General features: G+C 70.2%; 19 protein-coding genes. 4 read left to right on the top strand and 15 right to left on the bottom strand.

From position 1 onward, the window contains the following. Nucleotides 1-85: 85 nt before the first annotated feature. A complete protein-coding gene (gene pafA, locus ACIO6U_RS20960) occupies nucleotides 86-1,447 on the bottom strand; it encodes a Pup--protein ligase (protein ID WP_355332986.1) in 1,362 nt (453 codons plus the stop codon). A gap of 9 nt (nucleotides 1,448-1,456) precedes the next feature. Then, nucleotides 1,457-2,713, bottom strand: coding sequence for an MFS transporter (locus tag ACIO6U_RS20955; RefSeq protein WP_355332988.1), 1,257 nt, complete (start codon nucleotides 2,711-2,713; stop codon nucleotides 1,457-1,459). A 133-nt stretch (nucleotides 2,714-2,846) separates the two neighbouring features. Between ACIO6U_RS20955 and ACIO6U_RS20950 the strand changes: the two genes are divergently transcribed. After that, complete coding sequence (locus ACIO6U_RS20950) at nucleotides 2,847-3,911, top strand: substrate-binding domain-containing protein (protein ID WP_391046236.1); 1,065 nt, start codon at nucleotides 2,847-2,849, stop codon at nucleotides 3,909-3,911. A gap of 58 nt (nucleotides 3,912-3,969) precedes the next feature. Here ACIO6U_RS20950 and prcA read toward each other — a convergent pair whose 3' ends face one another. From prcA to arc, 5 genes are all read right to left on the bottom strand, one after another. Continuing rightward, nucleotides 3,970-4,716 (bottom strand): proteasome subunit alpha, encoded by a 747-nt coding sequence (gene prcA, locus ACIO6U_RS20945; protein WP_188282987.1) that lies wholly within the window; start codon nucleotides 4,714-4,716, stop codon nucleotides 3,970-3,972. A gap of 71 nt (nucleotides 4,717-4,787) precedes the next feature. Beyond that, complete coding sequence (gene prcB, locus ACIO6U_RS20940) at nucleotides 4,788-5,633, bottom strand: proteasome subunit beta (protein WP_355332993.1); 846 nt, start codon at nucleotides 5,631-5,633, stop codon at nucleotides 4,788-4,790. Beyond that, nucleotides 5,634-5,852 (bottom strand): ubiquitin-like protein Pup, encoded by a 219-nt coding sequence (locus ACIO6U_RS20935; RefSeq protein ID WP_188282985.1) that lies wholly within the window; start codon nucleotides 5,850-5,852, stop codon nucleotides 5,634-5,636. 144 nt (nucleotides 5,853-5,996) lie between these two features. Next, a complete protein-coding gene (gene dop, locus ACIO6U_RS20930; RefSeq protein WP_355332996.1) occupies nucleotides 5,997-7,508 on the bottom strand; it encodes a depupylase/deamidase Dop in 1,512 nt (503 codons plus the stop codon). A gap of 93 nt (nucleotides 7,509-7,601) precedes the next feature. After that, a complete protein-coding gene (gene arc / locus ACIO6U_RS20925; protein ID WP_355332999.1) occupies nucleotides 7,602-9,368 on the bottom strand; it encodes a proteasome ATPase in 1,767 nt (588 codons plus the stop codon). A gap of 236 nt (nucleotides 9,369-9,604) precedes the next feature. Between arc and ACIO6U_RS20920 the strand changes: the two genes are divergently transcribed. After that, the gene (locus ACIO6U_RS20920; RefSeq protein WP_355333001.1) at nucleotides 9,605-9,958 is read left to right on the top strand and encodes a ferredoxin; all 354 of its coding nucleotides are present in this window, start codon (nucleotides 9,605-9,607) and stop codon (nucleotides 9,956-9,958) included. A 57-nt stretch (nucleotides 9,959-10,015) separates the two neighbouring features. On the opposite strand, the gene ACIO6U_RS20915 is transcribed toward ACIO6U_RS20920, so the two are convergent. The 3 genes from ACIO6U_RS20915 to ACIO6U_RS20905 all read right to left on the bottom strand — a co-directional run bounded on the left by ACIO6U_RS20915 (nucleotide 10,016) and on the right by ACIO6U_RS20905 (nucleotide 13,103). Beyond that, complete coding sequence (locus ACIO6U_RS20915) at nucleotides 10,016-10,582, bottom strand: hypothetical protein (RefSeq protein ID WP_401721147.1); 567 nt, start codon at nucleotides 10,580-10,582, stop codon at nucleotides 10,016-10,018. Between the two features lie 231 nt (nucleotides 10,583-10,813). Then, nucleotides 10,814-11,734 (bottom strand): tRNA (adenine-N1)-methyltransferase, encoded by a 921-nt coding sequence (locus tag ACIO6U_RS20910; RefSeq protein ID WP_391046230.1) that lies wholly within the window; start codon nucleotides 11,732-11,734, stop codon nucleotides 10,814-10,816. A 100-nt stretch (nucleotides 11,735-11,834) separates the two neighbouring features. After that, on the bottom strand, nucleotides 11,835-13,103 hold the full coding sequence (locus tag ACIO6U_RS20905; protein ID WP_401721144.1) for a site-2 protease family protein: 1,269 nt from the start codon (nucleotides 13,101-13,103) through the stop codon (nucleotides 11,835-11,837). A 91-nt stretch (nucleotides 13,104-13,194) separates the two neighbouring features. On the opposite strand from ACIO6U_RS20905, the gene ACIO6U_RS20900 reads away from it, so the two are divergent. Both ACIO6U_RS20900 and ACIO6U_RS20895 read left to right on the top strand, forming a co-directional pair. Next, nucleotides 13,195-14,079 carry a PD-(D/E)XK nuclease family protein gene (locus ACIO6U_RS20900; protein WP_355333010.1) on the top strand — a complete coding sequence of 295 codons (885 nt, stop codon included), beginning with the start codon at nucleotides 13,195-13,197 and terminating at the stop codon, nucleotides 14,077-14,079. Between the two features lie 19 nt (nucleotides 14,080-14,098). After that, complete coding sequence (locus ACIO6U_RS20895) at nucleotides 14,099-14,770, top strand: response regulator (RefSeq protein ID WP_188282977.1); 672 nt, start codon at nucleotides 14,099-14,101, stop codon at nucleotides 14,768-14,770. A 113-nt stretch (nucleotides 14,771-14,883) separates the two neighbouring features. Here the strand turns inward: ACIO6U_RS20895 and ACIO6U_RS20890 are convergent, their stop codons facing one another. From ACIO6U_RS20890 to ACIO6U_RS20870, 5 genes are read right to left on the bottom strand one after another with little or no spacing between them, the layout of a single operon-like run. After that, the gene (locus ACIO6U_RS20890; RefSeq protein ID WP_355333012.1) at nucleotides 14,884-16,482 is read right to left on the bottom strand and encodes an ABC transporter substrate-binding protein; all 1,599 of its coding nucleotides are present in this window, start codon (nucleotides 16,480-16,482) and stop codon (nucleotides 14,884-14,886) included. A 26-nt stretch (nucleotides 16,483-16,508) separates the two neighbouring features. Then, nucleotides 16,509-17,861 carry an oligopeptide/dipeptide ABC transporter ATP-binding protein gene (locus ACIO6U_RS20885; protein ID WP_401721140.1) on the bottom strand — a complete coding sequence of 451 codons (1,353 nt, stop codon included), beginning with the start codon at nucleotides 17,859-17,861 and terminating at the stop codon, nucleotides 16,509-16,511. Then, the gene (locus ACIO6U_RS20880; RefSeq protein WP_355333017.1) at nucleotides 17,845-18,945 is read right to left on the bottom strand and encodes an ABC transporter ATP-binding protein; all 1,101 of its coding nucleotides are present in this window, start codon (nucleotides 18,943-18,945) and stop codon (nucleotides 17,845-17,847) included. The genes ACIO6U_RS20885 and ACIO6U_RS20880 overlap by 17 nt, the downstream gene beginning before the upstream one ends. Further along, entirely contained in the window at nucleotides 18,942-19,985 is a 1,044-nt protein-coding gene (locus ACIO6U_RS20875) for an ABC transporter permease (protein WP_401721137.1), read from the bottom strand. The genes ACIO6U_RS20880 and ACIO6U_RS20875 overlap by 4 nt, the downstream gene beginning before the upstream one ends. Then, nucleotides 19,985-21,004, bottom strand: a complete 1,020-nt coding sequence (locus ACIO6U_RS20870; protein ID WP_355333022.1) for an ABC transporter permease — start codon at nucleotides 21,002-21,004, stop codon at nucleotides 19,985-19,987. The genes ACIO6U_RS20875 and ACIO6U_RS20870 overlap by 1 nt, the downstream gene beginning before the upstream one ends. Nucleotides 21,005-21,012: the final 8 nt, after the last annotated feature.

Here is a 21,012-nt window from a genome sequence, read left to right as displayed (position 1 = left end):
GTCATGGCGTGCGCCGGTACGTCTAACCGACAGGTCGTACCGGGATGTCACGCCGCCGGTAGGACATATCGGCTCGCGTACCGGCCTACATGCCGGCGATGAGCTTCTCCACCCGGTCGTCGACCGACCGGAAGGGGTCCTTGCACAGCACGGTGCGCTGCGCCTGGTCGTTGAGCTTCAGGTGCACCCAGTCGACGGTGAAGTCGCGGCGCTGTTCCTGCGCGCGGCGGATGAAGTCGCCGCGCAGCCGCGCCCTGGTGGTCTGCGGGGGCACCGACTTGGCCTCGAAGATCTTCAGGTCGGTGCAGATCCGCTTGGCCTGGCCCTTGCGTTCCAGCAGGTAGTACAGGCCGCGGCGGCGGTGGATGTCGTGGTAGGCGAGGTCGATCTGGGCGACCCGGGGGTGGGACATCGTGATGTTGTCCCGGTTCCGGTAGCGCTCGATGAGCTGGTACTTCATCACCCAGTCGATCTCGGTGCCGATCCGGGCGAGGTCGCCGCTGCCGATGGAGTCCAGGGTGCGGCCCCACAGCTCCAGGACCTGCTCGATGACACCGCTGCGGATGCCGCGGCGCTCGCAGAACTCGACGGCCTTGGAGTAGTACTCCTGCTGGATGTCCAGGGCGGACGCCTCGCGGCCCGAGGCGAGCCGGACCTTGCGGCGGCCGGTAATGTCGTGGCTGACCTCGCGGATGGCCCGGATCGGGTTCTCCAGGGTCAGGTCGCGCATCACGGTGCCCGCCTCGATCATCCGCAGGACGAGGTCGGTGGCGCCGACCTTGAGCAGCATCGTGGTCTCGGACATGTTGGAGTCGCCGACGATGACGTGCAGGCGCCGGTAGCGCTCGGCGTCGGCGTGCGGCTCGTCGCGGGTGTTGATGATCGGACGGGAGCGGGTGGTGGCGGAGCTGACACCCTCCCAGATGTGCTCGGCCCGCTGGCTCACGCAGAAAACGGCGCCGCGCGGGGTCTGGAGCACCTTCCCCGCGCCGCACAGAAGCTGCCGGGTGACGAGGAACGGAATGAGGATGTCCGCGAGCCGGGAGAATTCCCCGTGCCTGGCGACCAGGTAATTCTCGTGACATCCGTAGGAGTTGCCGGCCGAGTCGGTGTTGTTCTTGAAGAGGTACACATCGCCTGCGATGCCCTCTTCGTGAAGGCGCCGTTCGGCGTCCACGAGAAGGCCCTCAAGGATGCGTTCGCCGGCCTTGTCGTGCGTGACGAGTTCGGTGACGTTGTCGCACTCGGGAGTGGCGTACTCCGGGTGCGAACCGACGTCGAGATAGAGGCGGGCACCGTTGCGGAGGAAAACATTGCTGCTCCGGCCCCATGACACGACACGGCGGAAGAGGTACCGCGCCACCTCGTCAGGGGACAGACGCCGCTGTCCCCTGAACGTGCATGTGACGCCGTACTCGTTCTCCAGCCCGAAAATGCGGCGGTCCATGTCTGAACATTACGCCTGATGCGTGGTGCTGAAACGAGGTTCGACCGCTCCGTTTCGATCTTTTTCGGAGGGGCTCCGGAGGTTTGGCGGCGTCAGGATTCGGCCGGTGCACAGCAGGACGAGCATCGCGACCGCGCCGCCCGCGCCCGCGACCCCGAATCCGGCGGCCGTTCCGCCGTGTTGGGCGGCGACTCCGGCGGCGGCCGTGCCGAGCGCCGCGCCGACCCCGGCGGAGGTCACCACCCAGGAGAACGCCTCGGTGACGGTGCCGGCCGGGGCGTGTCGGTCGACCACGAGGAAGCCGCAGGCCAGGGCGGGGGCGAGGAAGAGTCCGGCGAGCGCGGCCAGCGGCAGCATCCAGGGCAGGCCCGGCACCAGCGCCAGCGGCGGGTAGCAGAGGGCGAGGCCGACCGAGAGCAGCCGCAGGCGGCGCTCGGGCACGCCGGACCAGACGCGGGCGCCGTAGGTGAGGCCGCCGACGAGGGCGCCCGCGCCGTTGGCGGCCAGGACGTACGCGGCGACCGGGCCGCCGCCGTGCGCGTCGCCGTAGGCCACGGCGGCCAGCGAGACGGCGCCGAGGGCGATGCCGACGAAGAAGAAGGCGCCGAGCAGGACGGCGAGGCCCGGTGAGCGCAGCGCGCCGAGCCAGTGGGCCTCGTGCGGGACGGCCCGCCACTGCCGGGAGGGGCGGGAGGTCACCACGACGAGGGTGCCCGCGACGCCGAGCGCGCCGGTGACGATCAGGGCGACGGCCTGCGAGGCGGCCGAGACGATGACGGTCACCAGCAGCGGCCCGAGGGTGAACAGCACCTCCTGCGCGGCGGCGTCCAGCGCGTACGCCTTCTGCACCCGCTCCTCGTCGCCCAGCACGGAGGCCCACAGGGCCCGCAGGCCGCCCTCCAGCGGCGGTGTGGCGACCCCGGCCAGGACGACGGCGGCGACGGCCAGCGGCAGCGGGTCGGGGCCGACGGCCGCGAGCAGTCCGAAGCCCGCCGCGGCCAGCAGCGCGGCGGCGGTCATCACCCGCGGCTGGCCGCGCCGGTCGACGGCCCGGCCGAGCAGCGGCTGCCCGATGGCGACGGCGGCGCCGTAGATCGCGGACAGGGTGCCCGCGAGGCCGTATCCGGCGCCCTCGGAGCGCGCGAAGAGCACGATGGCGAGCGCCGCCATGGCGTTGGGCAGCCGTCCGAGGAGGGTCCCGCCGAGCAGCCGTGCGGCGTGCCGTGTACGCAGCAGGTCCCCGTATCCCGCGGTCCGCCCAGCCATCCCGGCCCCTCTCCCCCGGCGGTCCCCGGTGCCTCGCCGCCGTGACCGGCGGGTCACGGGCCGCGACCCGCACCGCGACCCGAAGGCCGCGACCGCTCACGTGTTACGTATAACGTCTACGGTCATACGTACCATGTCGGCAGTCGGCGGGTCCACCCGCAGGAGCGAACGGGAAGGGTGCGGAAGGTTGACGGGGAGTACGCGGCCGACCTCTCGTGACGTCGCGCGGGCGGCCGGAGTGTCGCAGGCGACGGTCTCGCTCGTGCTCGGCGGGAAGTGGCACGGCCGGGTGTCGGAGCGGACGGCGCACGCCGTGCGGGACGCGGCGGGGCGGCTCGGCTACCGGCCGAATCTCGCCGCCCGCAATCTGCGGCTCGGCCGCACCCGGACGGCCCTGATGGTGGTGCCCGCGCTCACCAACGAGTACTTCGCCCGCGTCTACACGGGGGCGGCGCTGGTCGCCGCCGAGCACGGCTTCGGCGTGGTGCTCTACCCGTCACCCGACGGCGTCGGACCGGCCCGCGACCCCTTCGGCTCCGCCCGGGCGGCCATCGACGGGGTCATCGCCTCCTCGATGGCCGCGGACGCCCTGACCGGCATCGGCGGCGGTGAACTGCCGCTGGTGATGCTGGACAGCGGTCCGGCGGCGCCGGGCGGTCCCCCCACGGTCGACCTGGCGGTCGGCGACGGATTCCGGCAGGTGGTGCGCCACCTCGTCGCGCTCGGGCACCGGCGGATCGCCCATGTCGCGGCCGACATCGACAGTTGGACCTTCCACGAGCGCACGCGGACGGTCGCGGCCGAGCTGGCCGCGGTTCCCGGAGCGGAACTCACCTCCGAGCGCTGCTCCTTGGACGTGGACTCCGGTCGCTCCGCCGCCCTGCGCGCTCTGCGCGGGCCGGGCCCCCGGCCCACCGCCCTGCTGTGCGACGACGACATCCTGGCCGCGGGGGCGTGCAAGGCCGCCAGGAGCCTGGGGCTCCGGGTGCCCGCGGACCTGTCCGTCACCGGCTTCGACGATCTGGCGTTGGCCACCGCGCTTGATCCCGAGCTGACCAGCGTGCGGCTGCCCGCCGAGGCGGTCGGGGACCGCGGTATGACCGCGCTGCTCAGCCTTCTCGACGGGGGCTCCGTCGGGCCGGTGGAACTCCCCGTCGAACTCGTCGTCCGCGGCTCCTCGGCCCCGCCGCCGGCCTGATCCCTCGCCAGGTCGCCGCCCGCCCCCCGCGGGGGGCGGGCCGCGCCCGCGCGGGGCGCTACTCCTCCTCGTCCGAGGGGTCGTCCGTGGTGGCCGTCGAGGCGGACTCGGTCTCCAGCAGGCGGGAGAGCTGGCGGCCGAGGATGCGCTTGAACTTGCGCTGCTGGGGGCGGGTGCGGTCGAGGACGGCGACCTCCAACTGCTCGGCGGTGAGCTGGCGGTCGCTGCCGTTGTTGTCGCGGCCGAGGGATTCGACGGCCAGCGCCAGCGCCTCGGCGAGCGTCATGCCGTCGCGGTGCCGCTGGTCGAGGTAGCTGCCGATCTGGTCGGAGTTGCCGCCGACCGCGACCGCGCCGTGCTCGTCGACGATCGACCCGTCGTGCGGCAGCCGGTAGATCTGGTCGTCCTCGGGGGCCGAGCCGACCTCCGCGACGATCAGCTCGACCTCGTAGGGCTTCTCCCCCACGCTGGAGAAGATGGTGCCCAGGGTCTGCGCGTAGACGTTGGCCAGCCCACGGGCCGTCACGTCCTCGCGGTCGTAGGTGTATCCGCGCAGATCGGCGTAGCGCACGCCGCCGATCCGCAGATTCTCGAACTCGTTGTACTTCCCGACCGCCGCGAAGGCGATCCGGTCGTAGATCTCGCTGACCTTGTGGAGTGCGCGGGACGGGTTCTCGGCGACGAAGACGATGCCGTCGGTGTACTGGAGCACGACGACGCTGCGGCCACGCGCGATGCCCTTGCGGGCGTACTCGGCGCGGTCGGCCATGGCCTGCTGAGGTGAAACGTAAAAGGGCGTGGACACCGGCTAACCGTGCCTTTCTGCTGTCGGCTCTGAGGGATGCGTCGCTTGACCGGTTCTCAACTGACCGGCTCTCAGAGCACTTCGGCCCGCGGGCCGTCGGGGTGCTCCAGACGTCCGTCCAGCACGGCGCGGGCGATCTCGGAGACCTCGGCCTCGCTGAGCCTGCGGAAGCCCTCTTCGGTGATCACCGCGACGATCGGGTAGATCCGCCGGGTGATGTCGGGGCCGCCGGTGGCCGAGTCGTCGTCCGCGGCGTCGTAGAGCGCCTGGATGACAGCGGTGGCCAACTGACGCTCGGTGAGGTCGCTGCGGTAGAGCTTCTTCAGCGAGCTGCGGGCGTAGACCGAGCCGGAGCCGGTCGCGGTGAAGCCCACGTCCTCGCTGCGGCCGCCGGTCACGTCGTACGAGAAGATGCGGCCCTTCTCGCGCTCGGTGTCGTATCCGGCGAAGAGCGGGACGACGGCCAGCCCTTGGAGCGCCATGCCGAGGTTGCCGCGGATCATGGTGGACAGCCGGTTGGCCTTGCCCTCCAGGGACAGCGTCGCCCCTTCGATCTTCTCGTAGTGCTCCAGCTCCAGTTGGAAGAGCTTGACCATCTCCACCGCGAGGCCCGCGGTGCCCGCGATGCCGACCGCCGAGAACTCGTCGGCGGGGAAGACCTTCTCGATGTCGCGCTGGGCGATGACATTGCCCATCGTGGCCCGCCGGTCACCGGCGAGGATGACCCCGCCGCTGAAGGTGGCGGCCACGATGGTGGTGCCGTGCGGGAGTTCGACGGCGCCCTTGACCGGCGGGAGCGACCGGTTGCCCGGCAGCAGCTCCGGCGAGTGGTCGCCCAGGAAGTCCAGGAAGGAGGAGGATCCCGGCGTCAGGAACGCCGCCGGGAGCCGTCCGGTGCCATACGTGCCGGCTGCCACCTACTCGCCGCCCTTCTGCACGAAGGAACGCACGAAGTCCTCGGCGTTCTCCTCGAGTACGTCGTCGATCTCGTCCAGCACCGAGTCCACGTCGTCGGAGAGCTTCTCCTGGCGCTCCTTGAGGTCGTCGGCCGCCTGGGCGTCCTGCTGGACCTCCTCGACCTCCTCCGTGGAACGCGTCGCCTTCTGCTGTCCGCCGTCGGTGTCCTTGGTAGCCATGTCCCTCACCCCGCTATTCCGTGCGCTCGGTTGACTGCCTACAAGATCAGACCCTACAAGCAGGGCCCGACATCAGCGCTCGATTACGTCAACGTACGAGTGCCACTGGGTTGTTTCCCGGTTCTGGACCGTTTCAGCCGCGGATCAGCCGCCGGAAAGGATCCGTACCAGGTCCTCCGCCGTGCGACAGCGGTCCAGCAGCTCCTTCACGTGCTTGCGGGTGCCCCGCAGCGGCTCCAGCGTGGGAACCCGCTGGAGCGAGTCCCGGCCGGGCAGATCGAAGATCACCGAGTCCCAGGAGGCGGCGGCGACGTCGTCCGCGTACTGTTCGAGACAGCGCCCGCGGAAGTACGCCCTGGTGTCCTCGGGCGGCTTGGTGGCGGCCCTGACGACATCGGGCTCGTCCAGCAGCCGCCGCATGCGGCCGCGCTCCACCAGCCGGTTGTAGAGGCCCTTGTCGGGGCGTACGTCGGCGTACTGGAGGTCGACCAGGTGCAGCCTGGCGGCGTCCCAGCCCAGGTTGTCGCGGCGCCGGTAGCCCTCCAGCAGCTCGCGCTTGGCGATCCAGTCCAGCTCGCCCGACAGGCTCATCGGGTCGTTCTCCAGCCGGTTGAGCACGTCCTCCCAGCGGGCCAGCACATCGCGGGTCTGCGGGTCCGCGTCGACGCCGTAGCGCTCCTCGACGTATTTGCGGGCCAGCTCGAAATACTCCATCTGGAGCTGTACCGCGGTCAGCGTCCGGCCGTTACGCAGCGTGACGAGCTGTCGCAGTGCGGGGTCGTGGGAGACCTCGTGCAGGGTGCGGACCGGCTGGTCGACGGCCAGGTCCACCTTGATGAAGGAGTCCTCGATCATGGAGAGCACCAGCGCGGTGGTGCCCAGCTTGAGGTAGGTCGAGATCTCGGAGAGGTTCGCGTCGCCGATGATCACATGGAGCCTGCGGTACTTCTCGGCGTCGGAGTGCGGTTCGTCGCGGGTGTTGATGATCGGGCGCTTGAGGGTGGTCTCCAGGCCCACCTCGACCTCGAAGTAGTCGGCGCGCTGGCTGATCTGGAAGCCGTCCTCACGGCCGTCCTGGCCGATGCCGACCCGGCCCGCGCCGGTCACGACCTGGCGGGAGACGAAGAAGGGCGTCAGGTGCCGCACGATGTCCGAGAACGGGGTCTCCCGCTTCATCAGGTAGTTCTCGTGCGTGCCGTAGGACGCGCCCTTGTTGTCGGTGTTGTTCTTGTAGAGGTGGATCGGCTGCGCGCCGGGGAGCTGCGCCGCCCGCAGCGCCGCCTCGGCCATGATGCGCTCGCCCGCCTTGTCCCACAGCACCGCGTCCCGCGGATTGGTGATCTCGGGCGAGGAGTACTCGGGGTGCGCGTGATCGACGTACAGCCGCGCGCCATTGGTGAGGATCACATTGGCCAGGCCGATGTCCTCGTCGGTGAGCTGCGTGGAGTCGGCCGAGTCCCGGGCGAGGTCGAAGCCCCGGGCGTCCCGCAGCGGGTTCTCCTCCTCGAAATCCCAGCGGGCCCGCCTGGCCCGGTGCATCGCCGCCGCGTAGGCGTTGACGATCTGGGACGAGGTGAGCATGGCATTGGCGTTGGGGTGGCCGGGGACCGAGATGCCGTACTCCGTCTCGATGCCCATTACTCGCCGTACGGTCATGCGGCCCTCCTTGCCCGGCTCCGGCCCGTGCTGAGCCGGAAACACACCGGCTGCGGGTACCCGCTGTGGGGACCCGCAGCCGGAGGGTAGTGCTTACAGATACTGTCCCGTGTTCGCCACGGTGTCGATGGAGCGTCCGGTGTCCGCGCCCTGCTTTCCGGTCACCAGGGTGCGGATGAAGACGATCCGCTCGCCCTTCTTGCCGGAGATACGGGCCCAGTCGTCGGGGTTGGTGGTATTGGGCAGGTCCTCGTTCTCCTTGAACTCGTCCACACAGGCGGCGAGCAGGTGGGAGACGCGCAGGCCGCGCTGGTCGTGGTCGAGGAAGTCCTTGATCGCCATCTTCTTGGCCCGGTCGACGATGTTCTGGATCATCGCTCCGGAGTTGAAGTCCTTGAAGTAGAGGACTTCCTTGTCCCCGTTGGCGTAGGTGACCTCCAGGAAGCGGTTCTCCTCCGTCTCGGAGTACATCCGCTCGACCACCGACTGGATCATGGCGTCCACGGTGCCCGCCTTGGATCCGCCGTGCTCCGAGAGGTCCTCGGTGTGCAGCGGCAGGGTGTCGACCAGGTACTTCGAGAAGATGTCCTTGGCCGCTTCGGCGTCGGGACGCTCGATCTTGATCTTCACGTCCAGGCGGCCGGGCCGCAGGATCGCGGGGTCGATCATGTCCTCACGGTTGGACGCGCCGATGACGATGACGTTCTCCAGGCCCTCCACACCGTCGATCTCGGCGAGGAGCTGCGGGACGATGGTGTTCTCCACGTCCGAGCTGACACCGGATCCGCGGGTGCGGAAGAGGGATTCCATCTCGTCGAAGAAGACGATGACGGGGGTGCCCTCGCTCGCCTTCTCCCGCGCACGCTGGAAGACCAGGCGGATCTGCCGCTCGGTCTCGCCGACGTACTTGTTCAGCAGCTCGGGACCCTTGATGTTGAGGAAGTAGCTCTTGCCCTGCGGCTGCCCGGTGACCTCGGCGACCTTCTTCGCCAGCGAGTTGGCGACCGCCTTCGCGATGAGGGTCTTTCCGCAGCCGGGAGGGCCGTAGAGCAGCACGCCCTTGGGCGGGCGCAGTTCGTACTCCTTGAAGAGTTCGGCGTGCAGATAGGGCAGCTCCACCGCGTCGCGGATCTGCTCGATCTGGCCGCCGAGTCCGCCGATCTGGCGGTAGTCGATGTCGGGCACCTCTTCGAGAACGAGCTCTTCGACCTCGCTCTTGGGGACCCGTTCGTAGACATAGCCGGAGCGCGGTTCCAGCAGCAGGGCGTCGCCGGTCCGCAGGGCGCCGTCGAGGAGAGGTTCGGCGAGCCGTACCACCCGCTCCTCGTCGGTGTGTCCGATCACCAGGGCGCGCTCGCCGTCCTCCAGGACCTCCTTGAGGGTGACGATGTCGCCGACGCGCTCGAACTCCATCGCCTCGACCACATTGAGCGCTTCGTTGAGCATCAGCTCCTGTCCGCGCCTGAGGTCTTCGAGGTCGACGGCCGGGCTGACGTTCACCCGGAGCTTGCGCCCGCCGGTGAAGATGTCGGCCGTGCCGTCGTCATTCGCCTGAAGGAATACGCCGAAGCCGGCAGGTGGCTGCGCGAGCCGGTCGACTTCCTCCTTGAGGGCCACGATCTGGTCGCGGGCCTCCCGGAGGGTGTTCGCCAGCCGTTCGTTCTGCGCGGACACACCTGCCAGGTTGGTCTGCAGCTCGACGATCCGCTCCTCGAGAATCCTCGTGTGCCGCGGAGAATCGGCGAGCTTGCGTCGCAGGACGGCGATCTCCTGCTCAAGAAAGGCGACCTGGCTCATGGGGTCTTCCGAACCACGAGCGGGTCGGCCGCCACGGTTGTAGTCGTCGTCGTGGGCCGCCACGGTCCTCACCTCCTCCAAGGGGAGCTGGACGTTTCCAGACCCTACCTGGGCCGGTAGGGGTGTAAACCCCTAGATCAAAAAGACGATCGCGGTGTGTCCGATCTTCACCCTTGCGTACGTCCCTCCGCCAGTGAGATACCCACCGAGACCCGCCGATCACCATCGGAAAGCCGCCGGTTGTATCGTCGATCCGGTCAACACCCTGCGAAGGCTGTTGCTTCCTGATGGTGTTGCTGATGAGTTTCCGATGCTTCCTGAACGACGAACGGCAGGCGAGGGTTTCCGTGGGCAACGAGACGGCCGAAGCACTCGAGGTCTGGATCGACCAGGACCTCTGCACCGGTGACGGGATCTGCGTGCAGTACGCGCCCGAGATTTTCGAGCTGGACATCGACGGGCTGGCCTATGTGAAGGGTCCGGCTCCGGAGGGTGAGGAAGCCGAGCTGCTCCAGACACCTGGTGCCACCGTACCCGTACCGCTGCCGCTGTTGCGGGATGTGGTGGACTCGGCCAAGGAGTGCCCGGGCGACTGCATTCACGTGCGGCGCGCGGCGGACCGGGTCGAGGTGTACGGCCCGGACGCCGACTGAGCCGGACGGGCGGCCGGGGGCGGGCGCCGGGCCCGTGCGGCCGGAGGCCGCCCGCGGTCAGATGCTGTTGTTCGCCGGGCCGGGCAGCGCCACGTAGCGGCCGTCGCGCCACTCCCAGGAGTAGTCCCGCTTCAGGTCGGGGCAGCAGCGCGGCGTGGTGTCGCTCGAATAGCCGAGCACGGTGGCCCGTACGGTGCGGCCCTGGAGCCGGAAGCCGGTGACGGACCGCTTGTCGGCGGGCCTGACCAGGGTCTCGGCGATCGTCGGACGCCCGCCCGCGGTGGCGGGCGCGGCGAGGACGAAGACGCCGCTGGGCGGGGTGCCGGTGTCGGTCCGGCAGCGCACCACGACGACCGTCTCGGGCCGTCCGTCGCCGTCCAGGTCGCCGGACACGTGGTTCAGGACCTCTACCGGGGCGCCCGCGCAGTCCAGCGGGTACGTGACCGCCTGGGGGTCCGGCGCGGCCACCGGGGTGGCGGGCGCCTTGGCGCCGCCCGATGAGGCGTCCGCGGGCTGTACGAGGGCCCCCGCGGCCACGATGGCGCCGAGCGCGGCGGCCGTGGTGATCCAGTGCACCGTGCGGGTGCGGGTGTGCGGGAGGGCCGGGCCTGCGGACGGCTGCACTCGCCTGTCTCCTGGGGTCGAACGGCGGGGGTGGCCAGCATGGTGCCATACGTCACACCAGGGGGGAACGGCGGGGCGGCAGTTGCCCGTGGTACCGCGCGTGCGGTGCGGGGAAAGGCCCACGGACCCGGAGAATCGGACCGCGAAAAAGCCGCCGCCGGTGCCCATCGGAGGGCAAACCGGCGGCGGCCGGGTGAAGTTGGCCGAAACGGCGCTGTTGACCGGGTGGCGCTACGGGGCGGCGTCGGCCGGGGCGGAGCCGCCGCTCGCGCTGCCGGGTCCTGTGTAGTCCTCGCCGTAGGCGCCCTTGGCGGGCCTGCGGCGGCGCAGCGGGGGCTCCACGCCGTCCGCGAGGCGGCGGGCGGTGAGCAGGAAGCCGGTGTGTCCGATCATCCGGTGGTCGGGGCGGACGGCCAGTCCCTCGACGTGCCAGGTGCGGACCATGGTCTCCCAGGCCGCGGGCTCGTTGAAGGTGCCGTGCTCGCGGATGGCCTCCACGGTACGGGCGAGCTGCGTGGTGGTGGCCACGTACGCGCACAGGATGCCGCCGGGGACCAGGGCCTTGGCGACCGGCTCCAGGCACTCCCAGGGCGCCAGCATGTCCAGGATGACCCGGTCCACGTCGGTGTCCGAGAGGTGGTCCTGGAGGTCGCCGACGGTGAGCTGCCAGGCAGGGTGCGGGCCGCCGAAGTAGCGCTCCACGTTCTGGGTGGCGATCTCGGCGAAGTCGGCGCGGCGCTCGTAGCTGTGCAGCATGCCGTGGTCGCCGATCGCCCGCAGCAGGAAGCTGCTCAGCGAGCCGGAGCCCACGCCCGCCTCGACGACCCGGGCGCCGGCGAAGATGTCGGCCATCGCCAGGATCTGCCCCGCGTCCTTGGGGTAGACCACGGCGGCGCCGCGGGGCATGGACAGGACGTAGTCGGGGAGCAGGGGGCGCAGCGCGAGGTAGGCGACGTTTCCCGTGGTTCGGACAACACTGCCCTCGGGAGCACCGATCAGCTCGTCGTGCGGGAAAGCGCCCTTGTGGGTGTGGAACTGCTTTCCGGCTTCGAGCGTGAAGGTGTAGTGGCGTCCCTTGGGGTCGGTGAGCTGGACCTGGTCCCCGACTTTGAAGGGCCCGCGTCGGCGGGCGGCACCGGTCGGTTCGGACATAAGACCACCCTACCGGCTGTTTTACGGCCGCCTGTTCACGCGGCTTCCGGCCGCCCGTTCGCCAGGGCCGCCGACGTGGCCCGATCACGCGTCGGCCCGTTCACGCGTCGGGCCGGGACATCGCCGAGAGGAAGGCGCGTTCGACGTCCACGGTGGACAGGACGCCGTAGATCTCGCCGGTGGGCTCGACCACCAGGTACTCCGTGGAGGGGGCGGCCCGCAGGGCGTCGAGCAGCTCCTCGCCCGACAGCTCGGCCGAGACGCGCATGCCGGGGGTGAGGTCCTGGGCGAGGCCGCTGACGGCGACCCAGGGGCGGCGGTGCTCGGGGATGTTGACGATCGCGGACTCGCGGACCAGCGCGGTCGCGGCTCCCGCGCCGTCCACCACGACCAGGGCGCGCGCTCCCGCCTCGTTGGCCCGGCGCAGCGCCTCGGACAGCGGGGTGTCGGAGGTGACGGGCACGGCCCTGCGGGTGAGGGTGCGGGCGCGCAGTCCCGGCAGCCGCTCGCGCAGCCTGGCCATGCGCAGGCTGTTGCCCGCGCCGGTCCAGATGATGGCGGCCAGGATCGCGGCGAGCAGGGCGTCGGTGAGCGAGTCCGCGCCGCTGCCGTCGCCGTTGTTGCGCAGGCCGCCCGCGTACGACAGCAGGGGCAGGCCGATCAGTACGGCGATGGCCAGGCCCCGGCCGACCCAGGCGGCGGCGACGGTGCCGGTCATCGGCTTGCCGCTGATCTTCCAGACCACGGCGCGCAGCATCCGGCCGCCGTCCAGCGGCAGGCCGGGCAGGAAGTTGAAGATGGCCACGATCAGATTGCTGACCATGAGTCCGGCGAGCAGCACTCCGGGGACGGTGCCGGACTCCACGAACTGCATGCCGCCGAAGAAGACCCCGGCCAGGACCAGCGAGAGCAGCGGGCCGACGAAGGCGAGCACGAATTCGCGGCCCGGTGTCTCCGACTCCTTCTCGATCTCGGAGACGCCGCCGAAGAACTGGAGCTGGATCCGCCGTACGGGGAGCCGGAAGCGGAGCGCGGCGACGGTGTGGGCCAGTTCGTGGATGAGCACGGAGGCGTAGAAGGCGACCGCGAAGAAGAGCGAGACCAGGTAGCGGATGCGGCCCAGCTCGGGCAGCACGGTTTCCAGCTGGCCGCCGAAGACCCAGGTGATCAGGGCGGCGACCAGGAACCAGCTCGGGGCGACGTAGATCGGGACACCGTAGAAGCGGCCCATGAGGATGCCGCCTCCGGGCTCGCGCGGCGGCTTGTCGCTGCCGCCGTCCCGGCCCGGGATGTTGGTGTTCTTGGACGGCGGCCGGCCGCTCTCGCTCACTGGTTCCCCTCGTTCGGATACGGACCCTGAGTCGATCATGCGGGACGACGGGCTCCGCAGCCATGCTATTGCCCCGCTGTTCCGGGCGGGACACCCGCACTGTCGGTGGCAGGCCGTAGGGTCGTCTGCCATGGGCACCAGCACCGAGAGCATCCCGCCGCGACCGCCGTCGTCGCTGTCCCCGTCGCGCGCGGCGGACTTCATGCGCTGCCCGCTGCTGTACCGGCTGCGGGTGATCGACCGGCTGCCCGAGCAGCCGAGCGAGGCGGCCACCCGCGGCACCGTGGTGCACGCCGTGCTCGAACGGCTCTTCGACGCCCCTGCCGCCGAGCGTACGGCCGAGCGGGCCCGGGCGATGGTGCCTGGCGAGTGGCGGAAGCTGCTGGCGGCCCGCCCCGAGCTGGCGTCGCTGTTCCGGGCGGCGGACGACGCGGTGGACGCGGGGGCGCTGGCGCAGTGGCTGGAGAGCGCCGAGCGGCTGGTGGACCGCTGGTTCACCCTGGAGGACCCGACGCGTCTGGAGCCCGCCGAGCGCGAGCTGTACGTGGAGACGGTGCTGGAGTCCGGGCTGACGCTGCGCGGATACGTGGACCGGCTGGACGTGGCACCGGCCAGCGGCGACCTGCGGGTGGTGGATTACAAGACGGGCAAGGCGCCGCGCCCGGAGTACGCGGACGAGCCGCTGTTCCAGATGAAGTTCTACGCGCTGGTGCTGTGGCGGCTGCGCGGTGTGGTGCCGCGCCGCCTCCAGCTCGTCTACCTGGGCAGCGGGGACGTGCTGACGTACGACCCGACCGAGGGCGATCTGCGGGCCACCGAGCGCAAGTTGCAGGCCCTGTGGGAGGCGATCAGGGAGGCGACGGCCAGCGGGGACTGGCGCCCGCGCCGTACGCCGCTGTGCGGCTGGTGCGACCACCAGGCGTTCTGTCCCGAGTTCGGGGGGACTCCCCCGCCCTATCCCCTGGCGGAAATAGCGGGTGCGCTGCCTCTCGTGGGCGAGAATGGCCCGATCTAGCGAAGGCGAAGGAGAACCCGTGGCTATTCGCGTCCTGCTGGTGGACGATCAGCCCCTGTTGCGTACCGGTTTCCGGATGATCCTGGAGGCCGAGGGCGATCTCGTCGTGGTCGGCGAGGCCGGGGACGGCCAGCAGGCCCTTGACCAGGTGCGGGCGTTGCAGCCCGATGTGGTCCTGATGGACATCCGGATGCCCCGGATGGACGGGGTGGAGGCGACCCGGCAGATCACCGGGCCCGACCGGTCGGGCCCGGCCAAGGTGCTGGTGCTGACCACCTTCGACCTCGACGAGTACGTGGTGGAGGCGCTGCGGGCGGGGGCCAGCGGCTTTCTGCTCAAGGACGCGCCCGCCGCCGAGCTGGTGCAGGCGATCCGGGTGGTCGCGGCCGGTGAGGCGATGCTCGCGCCGAGCATCACGCGGCGGCTGCTGGACAAGTACGCGGGCCGGCTGCCGTCCGGTGAGGACGCGGTGCCGCAGCCGCTGCACTCGCTGACCGAGCGCGAGGTCGAGGTGCTGAAGCTGGTGGCCCGGGGGTTGTCGAACGCGGAGATCGCCGCCGAGCTGTTCGTCAGCGAGACGACCGTCAAGACCCATGTCGGCCATGTGCTGACCAAGCTGGCGCTGCGCGACCGCGTCCAGGCGGCGGTCTACGCGTACGAGAGCGGGCTGGTGCGCCCCGGCGCGGGCTGACGCCGCCCGCGGGCGCACGACACGCGCGAAGCGGCCGGCCGCGGTCCCTGAGGTTCGGGACCGCGGCCGGCCGCTTTCGTCGTCGCGCCGTCACCGGACGGCCGGTCTCCGGGTCAGCCGGAGACGCCGCGGCCCAGCTCCCAGAACTGCGTGGTGGTCGAGGAGTTGAGCGCCCACTCGACACCGGTGATGTCGGGGCGCGACGCGATGTACTGCTTGCCCTGCCACAGCGGCAGCATCGGCACGTCCTGCGCGATGAGGTTCTGCGCGGTCGCGAAGTCGGCGCTGGCGGTGCTGCGTTCGGCCTGCTTGCGGGTGGCGGGCAGGATCTGGTCCTGGATCTGCTTGTTCTTGTACGGCAGGTTCAGGAAGTTGTCCTTGTCGAAGAACGGCGCGATGTAGTTGTCGGGGTCCGGGAAGTCCGGGAGCCAACTGATCGCGAAGATCTGGTAGGCGCGGGAGGACGCCTTGGACAGGAAGGCGTTCCACTGCTCGCTCTTGGCCGTGACGGTGAACAGGCCGCTGGCGTTGAGCTGCCGGGCGATCTCCTCGGCCTCCGGCTGGTTCATCGTGCCGCCGGTGTCACGGCGGTAGTTGATGGTCAGCTCGACCTTGTCGTCGATGCCCGCGTGGTGCAGCAGCGACTTGGCGTTGCTGACGCTCGGCACCTGGTACTTGTTGAAGAACGAGTTGATGTGACCGGTGATGCCCTGCGGCACGACCGAGTACAGCGGCTCGGCGGTGCGCTTGTAGACGTCACGGGTGATCGCCTGGCGGTCCAGGACCCATGCCATGGCCTGCCGGACCGCGACGTCCTTGAGGTTCGGCGAGTCGGTGTTGAGGAACAGGTAGCGCGCCTCGCCGCCGGGGGCCTCGGTCAGCTTCACGTTCGGGTCGGTGCTCTGGAGCAGGTTGTTGATCTGGTCCGGGTTCAGCGTGCGCGACATCACGTCGATGCTGCCGGCCTTGAGCGCCGCCTCCATCTTCTTGGAGTCGGCGAACAGCTTCAGGTCGACCTTGCTGTTGTTGAGCTTGAGGATGCCGCCGTAGTGCGAGTTCTTGGAGAACACGCCCTGCTTGGCCTGGACGAAGGAGTCCAGTGTGTACGGTCCCGAGCCGACCAGCTTGAAGCCGGTGTACGGCTTGTCCATCTCGTAGACCCGGCTGTCGACGATCGCGGCGGCCGGGGTGGCGAGCTTGGCCGGGAAGGTGGCGTCGGCGGCCTTCAGGTGGAAGATCACGGTCTTGGAGTCGGGCGCCTCGACGGACTTCACGTCCGATATGAGGGAGGCCGGGCCGACCTTGTAGTTGATCTTCTGCATGCGCTCGATGGAGAACTTGACGTCCTCCGCCGTGAGGTCGTGGCCGTTGGAGAACTTCTGGCCGTCGCGCATCGTGCAGGTGTACGTCAGCCCGGACGTGTCGTTGTAGTGGCACTCCTTCGCCGCGTCCGGGGTCGGGGTGGTGCTGCCGCGCGGGTAGGTGAGCAGCATCTGGAACGTGTTGTAGAAGATGTTCCAGGTCGCGCTGTCGTAGGAGGTCGCCGGGTCGAGGGGGGCCGGGTTGTCCTTGGTCAGCTCGATACTGTCCGTGGTGCCGACGACGATGGCTTTGCCGCTGTCGCCGCTCCCCCCGCCGGTACCGCCGCACCCAGCGATCAGGGGTGTCATGACGCCCAGCAGGGCGGGCAGCACCAGAAGCTTGCGGTTCATCGTCGTCGTTCTCCTCTTGTTCCCGCTCATGTTCCCTGGGCGCTCGCGGCGTGCTGGTGCAGGTGGCAGGCGACTTGCACGCCGGTCTTCGGAATCAGGTTGAGGCGCGGATCGCGTGGCGGGGCGAACTCCACCACGACCCGGCCGCTTTCGGCACGCATCGTGACCACTCCGCGCCAGAAGGGCTCACGCGGTTCGGCCGCCGATGCTTCCTCGCGCAGACGCCGGAGGTATTCCAGCACATCCTCGGCCGTGTGGCTTCTTCCGGGGGCGATCGATACGTGGCCGAGCCCTGGAGCGGACAGTGAATCGAGGTCCGCGAACAGCGCCTTCTCCGCGGTGCTGTCCTGCGGGGGCAGCTCCAGCCAGCGGCGTTCCAGCAGGGCGCGCAGGTCGCGGGCCTCCCAGCCGCACTCGGCGACCGCGACCGGGCAGCGCGGGTGAAAGGCGCAGCCCAGGGGCGGTGCGGCGGCGTCCGGGATCTCGCCGCGCGGCAGTTCGCGCTCCACGGCCAGCCGCGGGTCGGGCTCCGGGATGGCCGCGAGCAGGGCCTTGGTGTAGGGGTGCTGCGGGTCGGCGAAGACCTGTGCGGTCGGGCCGTACTCGACTATCCGGCCGAGATACATGATGGCGATGGTGTCACAGAAGAACTTCGCGCTCGCCAGGTCGTGGGTGACGTAGACGTACGTGAGGTCCAGGTCGCGCTTGAGGTCCAGCATGAGCTGGAGGATCTTGGCGCGGACGCTCATGTCGAGCATCGAGATGGGTTCGTCGGCGACCAGCAGTTCCGGCTCGGCGATGATCGCGCGGGCCAGTACGGCGCGCTGCTTCTGGCCGCCGGACAGGTCGGCGGGGAACTTGGAGAGGTAGCGCTCGGGCGGGGTGAGGCCGACGCGCTCCAGCGCGTCGGTGACCCTGGCGTCGTACTCCTGCTCGCTGTCGACGAGTCGGTGGATGCGCAGCGGGTGGCCGACGGCCGTGCGGATGTCCATCGCCGGGTTGAGGGAGGCGTGCGGGTCCTGGAAGACCATCTGGAGCTTGCGGCGCAGGGGGCGCAGCGCGCGTTCGCCGAGGCCGCCGATCTCCTGGCCGCGGTAGCGGATGGAGCCGCCGGTGGCCTTGTTCAGGCCGATCAGGGTGCGGCCGAGGGTGGTCTTGCCCGAGCCGGACTCGCCGACCAGGCCGAGCACCTCGCCCTTGCGCAGGGTGAGGCTCACGCCGTCGACGGCCTTGACCGCGCCGGCCGCCCGGCCGCCGAAGCGTCCCAGCAGGCTGCCGCGCAGGCCGAAGTGGACTTCGAGGTCGTCGACCTCGACGAGCGCCTCCGCGCCGTCCCCGGCGGCGCCGCCGGAGGGCATCACATCAGGCTTCGTCAGCAACGCTGATCTCCTTCACCGCGGCGAGCGGCTCGCGCCCGCCCGTTCCCAACTCGTCGGCCAGCGAGGGATCGGCCTCGATGGCCTGGTGCCAGCAGGCGCTGCGCACGCCGGAGGGCAGCGTCACCTCGGGCGGCTCCGCCGTCGCGCATCCCGCCATCGCCACCGGGCAGCGCGGATGGAACCGGCAGCCTTCCGGCGGTCGCACCAGATCCGGCGGACTGCCGGGGATGTAGTGCAGTCCCGTGGTGGACAGGGAGATGGTCGAGCGGAGCAGTTCCTTGGTGTACGGGTGCTGCGGGTCGGCGAACACCGCGCGGGCATCGCCCTGTTCGACGATGTGGCCGGCGTACATCACCGCGACCCGGTCGCACGCTTCGGCGACGATACCGAGATTGTGCGTGATCAGCACCAGTGAGGTGTCGAAGTTCTTCCTGAGGTCGGCGAGGATCTTGATGATCTGCGCCTCGACCAGGACGTCGAGGGCCGTGGTGGGCTCGTCGGCGACGATGAACGCGGGCCGCAGCACCAGCGCGAGCGCGATCATGATGCGCTGCCGCATGCCGCCGGAGAACTCGTGCGGGTAGTTCTCGTAGCGGCTCTCGGGGATGCCCATGCCGCGCAGCGCCTCCAGGGCGCGCGCCTTCACCTCGCGCTTGGGGAGGTCCTTGTGGTGGGTGCGCAGGGCCTCCTCGAAGTGCTGGGAGATCCGCATGAGGGGGTTGAGCCGGGTCATCGGCTCCTGGAAGATCAGGCCGAGTTCCGGGCCGCGCAGCTTCTGGATCTCGCGGTCGGACAGTTCGGTGAGGTTGCGGCCCGCGCCGCCCTCGCTGTTCAGCACGACCTCGCCGTCGACCGCGGCGGCGGCCGGGGTGAGGCCGAGGACGCCGCGGCCGAGGGTGGACTTGCCGCAGCCGGACTCGCCGACCAGGCCGAGGGTCTCGCCGGGGCGTACGTCGAAGCTGACGCCGTCCACGGCGCGGACCGGGCCGCGGTCGGTGCCGTACCAGACGCGCAGGTCGCGTACGGACAGGACGGGTCCGGCGGGTGCGGGCCCGGCGGGGACGGGTTCGGTCACGGTGGTCACTTGGCGGCCGTCCCTTCGGGGGTGATGACGGTGCGGCGGCGGGTGTGCGGCGGGAGCAGCACCTTGGAGATCCGGCGGCGGCGCATGGTCGGGTTGAGGACGTCGTTGAGTCCCTCGCCGAGCAGGGTGAAGCCGAGGATCGCGATGACCATGGCCAGGCCCGGGTAGAGGCAGGTCCACCACATGCCCGCGTTGACGTCGTCGATGGCGCGGGAGAGGTCGTAGCCCCACTCGGCGGCGTCGGTGGGCTGGATGCCCAGGCCCAGGAAGCCGAGGCCGGCCAGGGTGGCGATGGCGTCGGCGGCGTTCATCGTGGTGATGACGGGCACCGACTGGATGACGTTGCCGAAGAGGTACTTGCGGATGACGACGGACGGTTTGGCGCCCATCGCGCGGGCGGCCTCGACGAAGGTCGCCTCGCGGGCGGAGAGCGCGGAGGCGCGGACCACCCGGAAGTACTGCGGGATGTAGACCACGGTGATCGACAGGGCGGCGGTGATGATGCTGCCGCCCGCGATCCCGGCGAAGACGAATCCGGCGACGATCGCCAGCAGCAGGTAGGGGAACGCGAAGAGCGCGTCCATCACGAGCACCAGGACGCGGTCGAGCCAGCCGCCGAAGTAGCCGGAGAGCAGGCCCAGCAGGACGCCGATGATCAGCGAGAACACCACGGCGAGCACCATCACCTCCAGCGCGGTGCGGGCGCCGTAGATGGTGCGCGAGAGCACGTCGAGGCTCTGCACGGTGGTGCCGAACCAGTGGTCGCCGTCGGGCGCGCCCTGCTTGGGGAAGCGGGTGCCGCCGGACTGGTACGTGTCGAAGTCGTACGGCGCGATCAGCGGGCCGAAGACGGCCATGATCACGAAGAGCGCGGAGATCAGGGCGCCGGTCCAGAGCATGAACCGCGGTACGCCGCGGGCCTCGCGGATCGCCGCCCAGATCCGCCGCAGGCCGCCGAAGCGGGTCGACCTGGGGGCGGGCAGCTGTGCCTGCGGGGCCTCGGTGGCCGGGCCGGGGGGTATGGGGGTTGTCTGGGCCATCAGTACCGCACCCTCGGGTCGATCAGCGCGTTCACGAAGTCGATCAGCATGCTGATCACGACGACGACCAGGGCGAAGACGGTGACGATGCCCTGGACGGCGACGTAGTCGCGCTGGTTGATGTAGTCGATCAACTGGCGGCCGATGCCGGGCCAGTTGAAGATCTGTTCGGTGAGCACCGCGCCGCCGAGCAGCATGGCGACCTGGAGGCCGAGGACCGTGATCACCGGCACCAGGGCGTTGCGGAAGCCGTGCCGCGCCACGACGTGGCGTTCCTTGACGCCGCGGGCGCGGGCGGCCTCGATGTAGTCGCCCTGGAGCGACTGGATGAGGTTGATCCTGATCATCCGGATGAAGACGCCGACCACGAGCAGGCCGAGGCAGACCGACGGCAGGATCAGGTGCTGGGTGATGTCGCCGACCGCGTCCCAGTCGCCGGCCAGCACCGCGTCCACGATGAGGATGTGCGTCTGGGTGGGCACGTTGAGCTGCACCAGCGGGGAGGCCTGGCCGGAGGTGGAGCCGAAGGCGAGCATCAGCAGCGGCGCGGTGACGAAGACGGGCGCGGCGTAGCTGACGGTGCTGAAGAGCCGGCTGGTGACGTCGACCGCGCGGTCCCGGTAGCGGCCGGCGAGCAGGCCGACGGGGATGCCGATGACGGCGGCGAAGACCAGGGCGCCCGCGGTGAGGGTGAGGGTGGCGCCGCCGTTCTCGACGATGATGTCCCGCACGCTGCGGCGGTCGGAGAACGTGGTGCCGAAGTTCAGGGTGCCGACGGACTTCAGGTAGTCCCAGAACTGCTGGTAGATGGGGGCGTCGAAGCCCGCCGCGTGGCGTCTGGCGGCGAGTTCGGCCGCGCTCAGCTTGCCGCCCTGCGAGGCCGAGATGGGGTCGCCCGGCGCCACCCGCATCATGACGAAGACCAGGACCAGCAGGATGAGGACCATGGGCACGGCGAGCGCGATCCTGGTGAGGACGTAGCGGCGCAGCGACCCGGACTGCTTGCTCGTGTTGCTCAACTGAGTGT

The organism is Streptomyces sp. NPDC087422 (assembly GCF_044744145.1).
In the GTDB taxonomy this organism is placed as follows: Bacteria; Actinomycetota; Actinomycetes; order Streptomycetales; family Streptomycetaceae; genus Actinacidiphila.
Note: the sequence above shows the minus strand (reverse complement) of the source record. Positions and strands in the feature narration are given on the sequence as shown.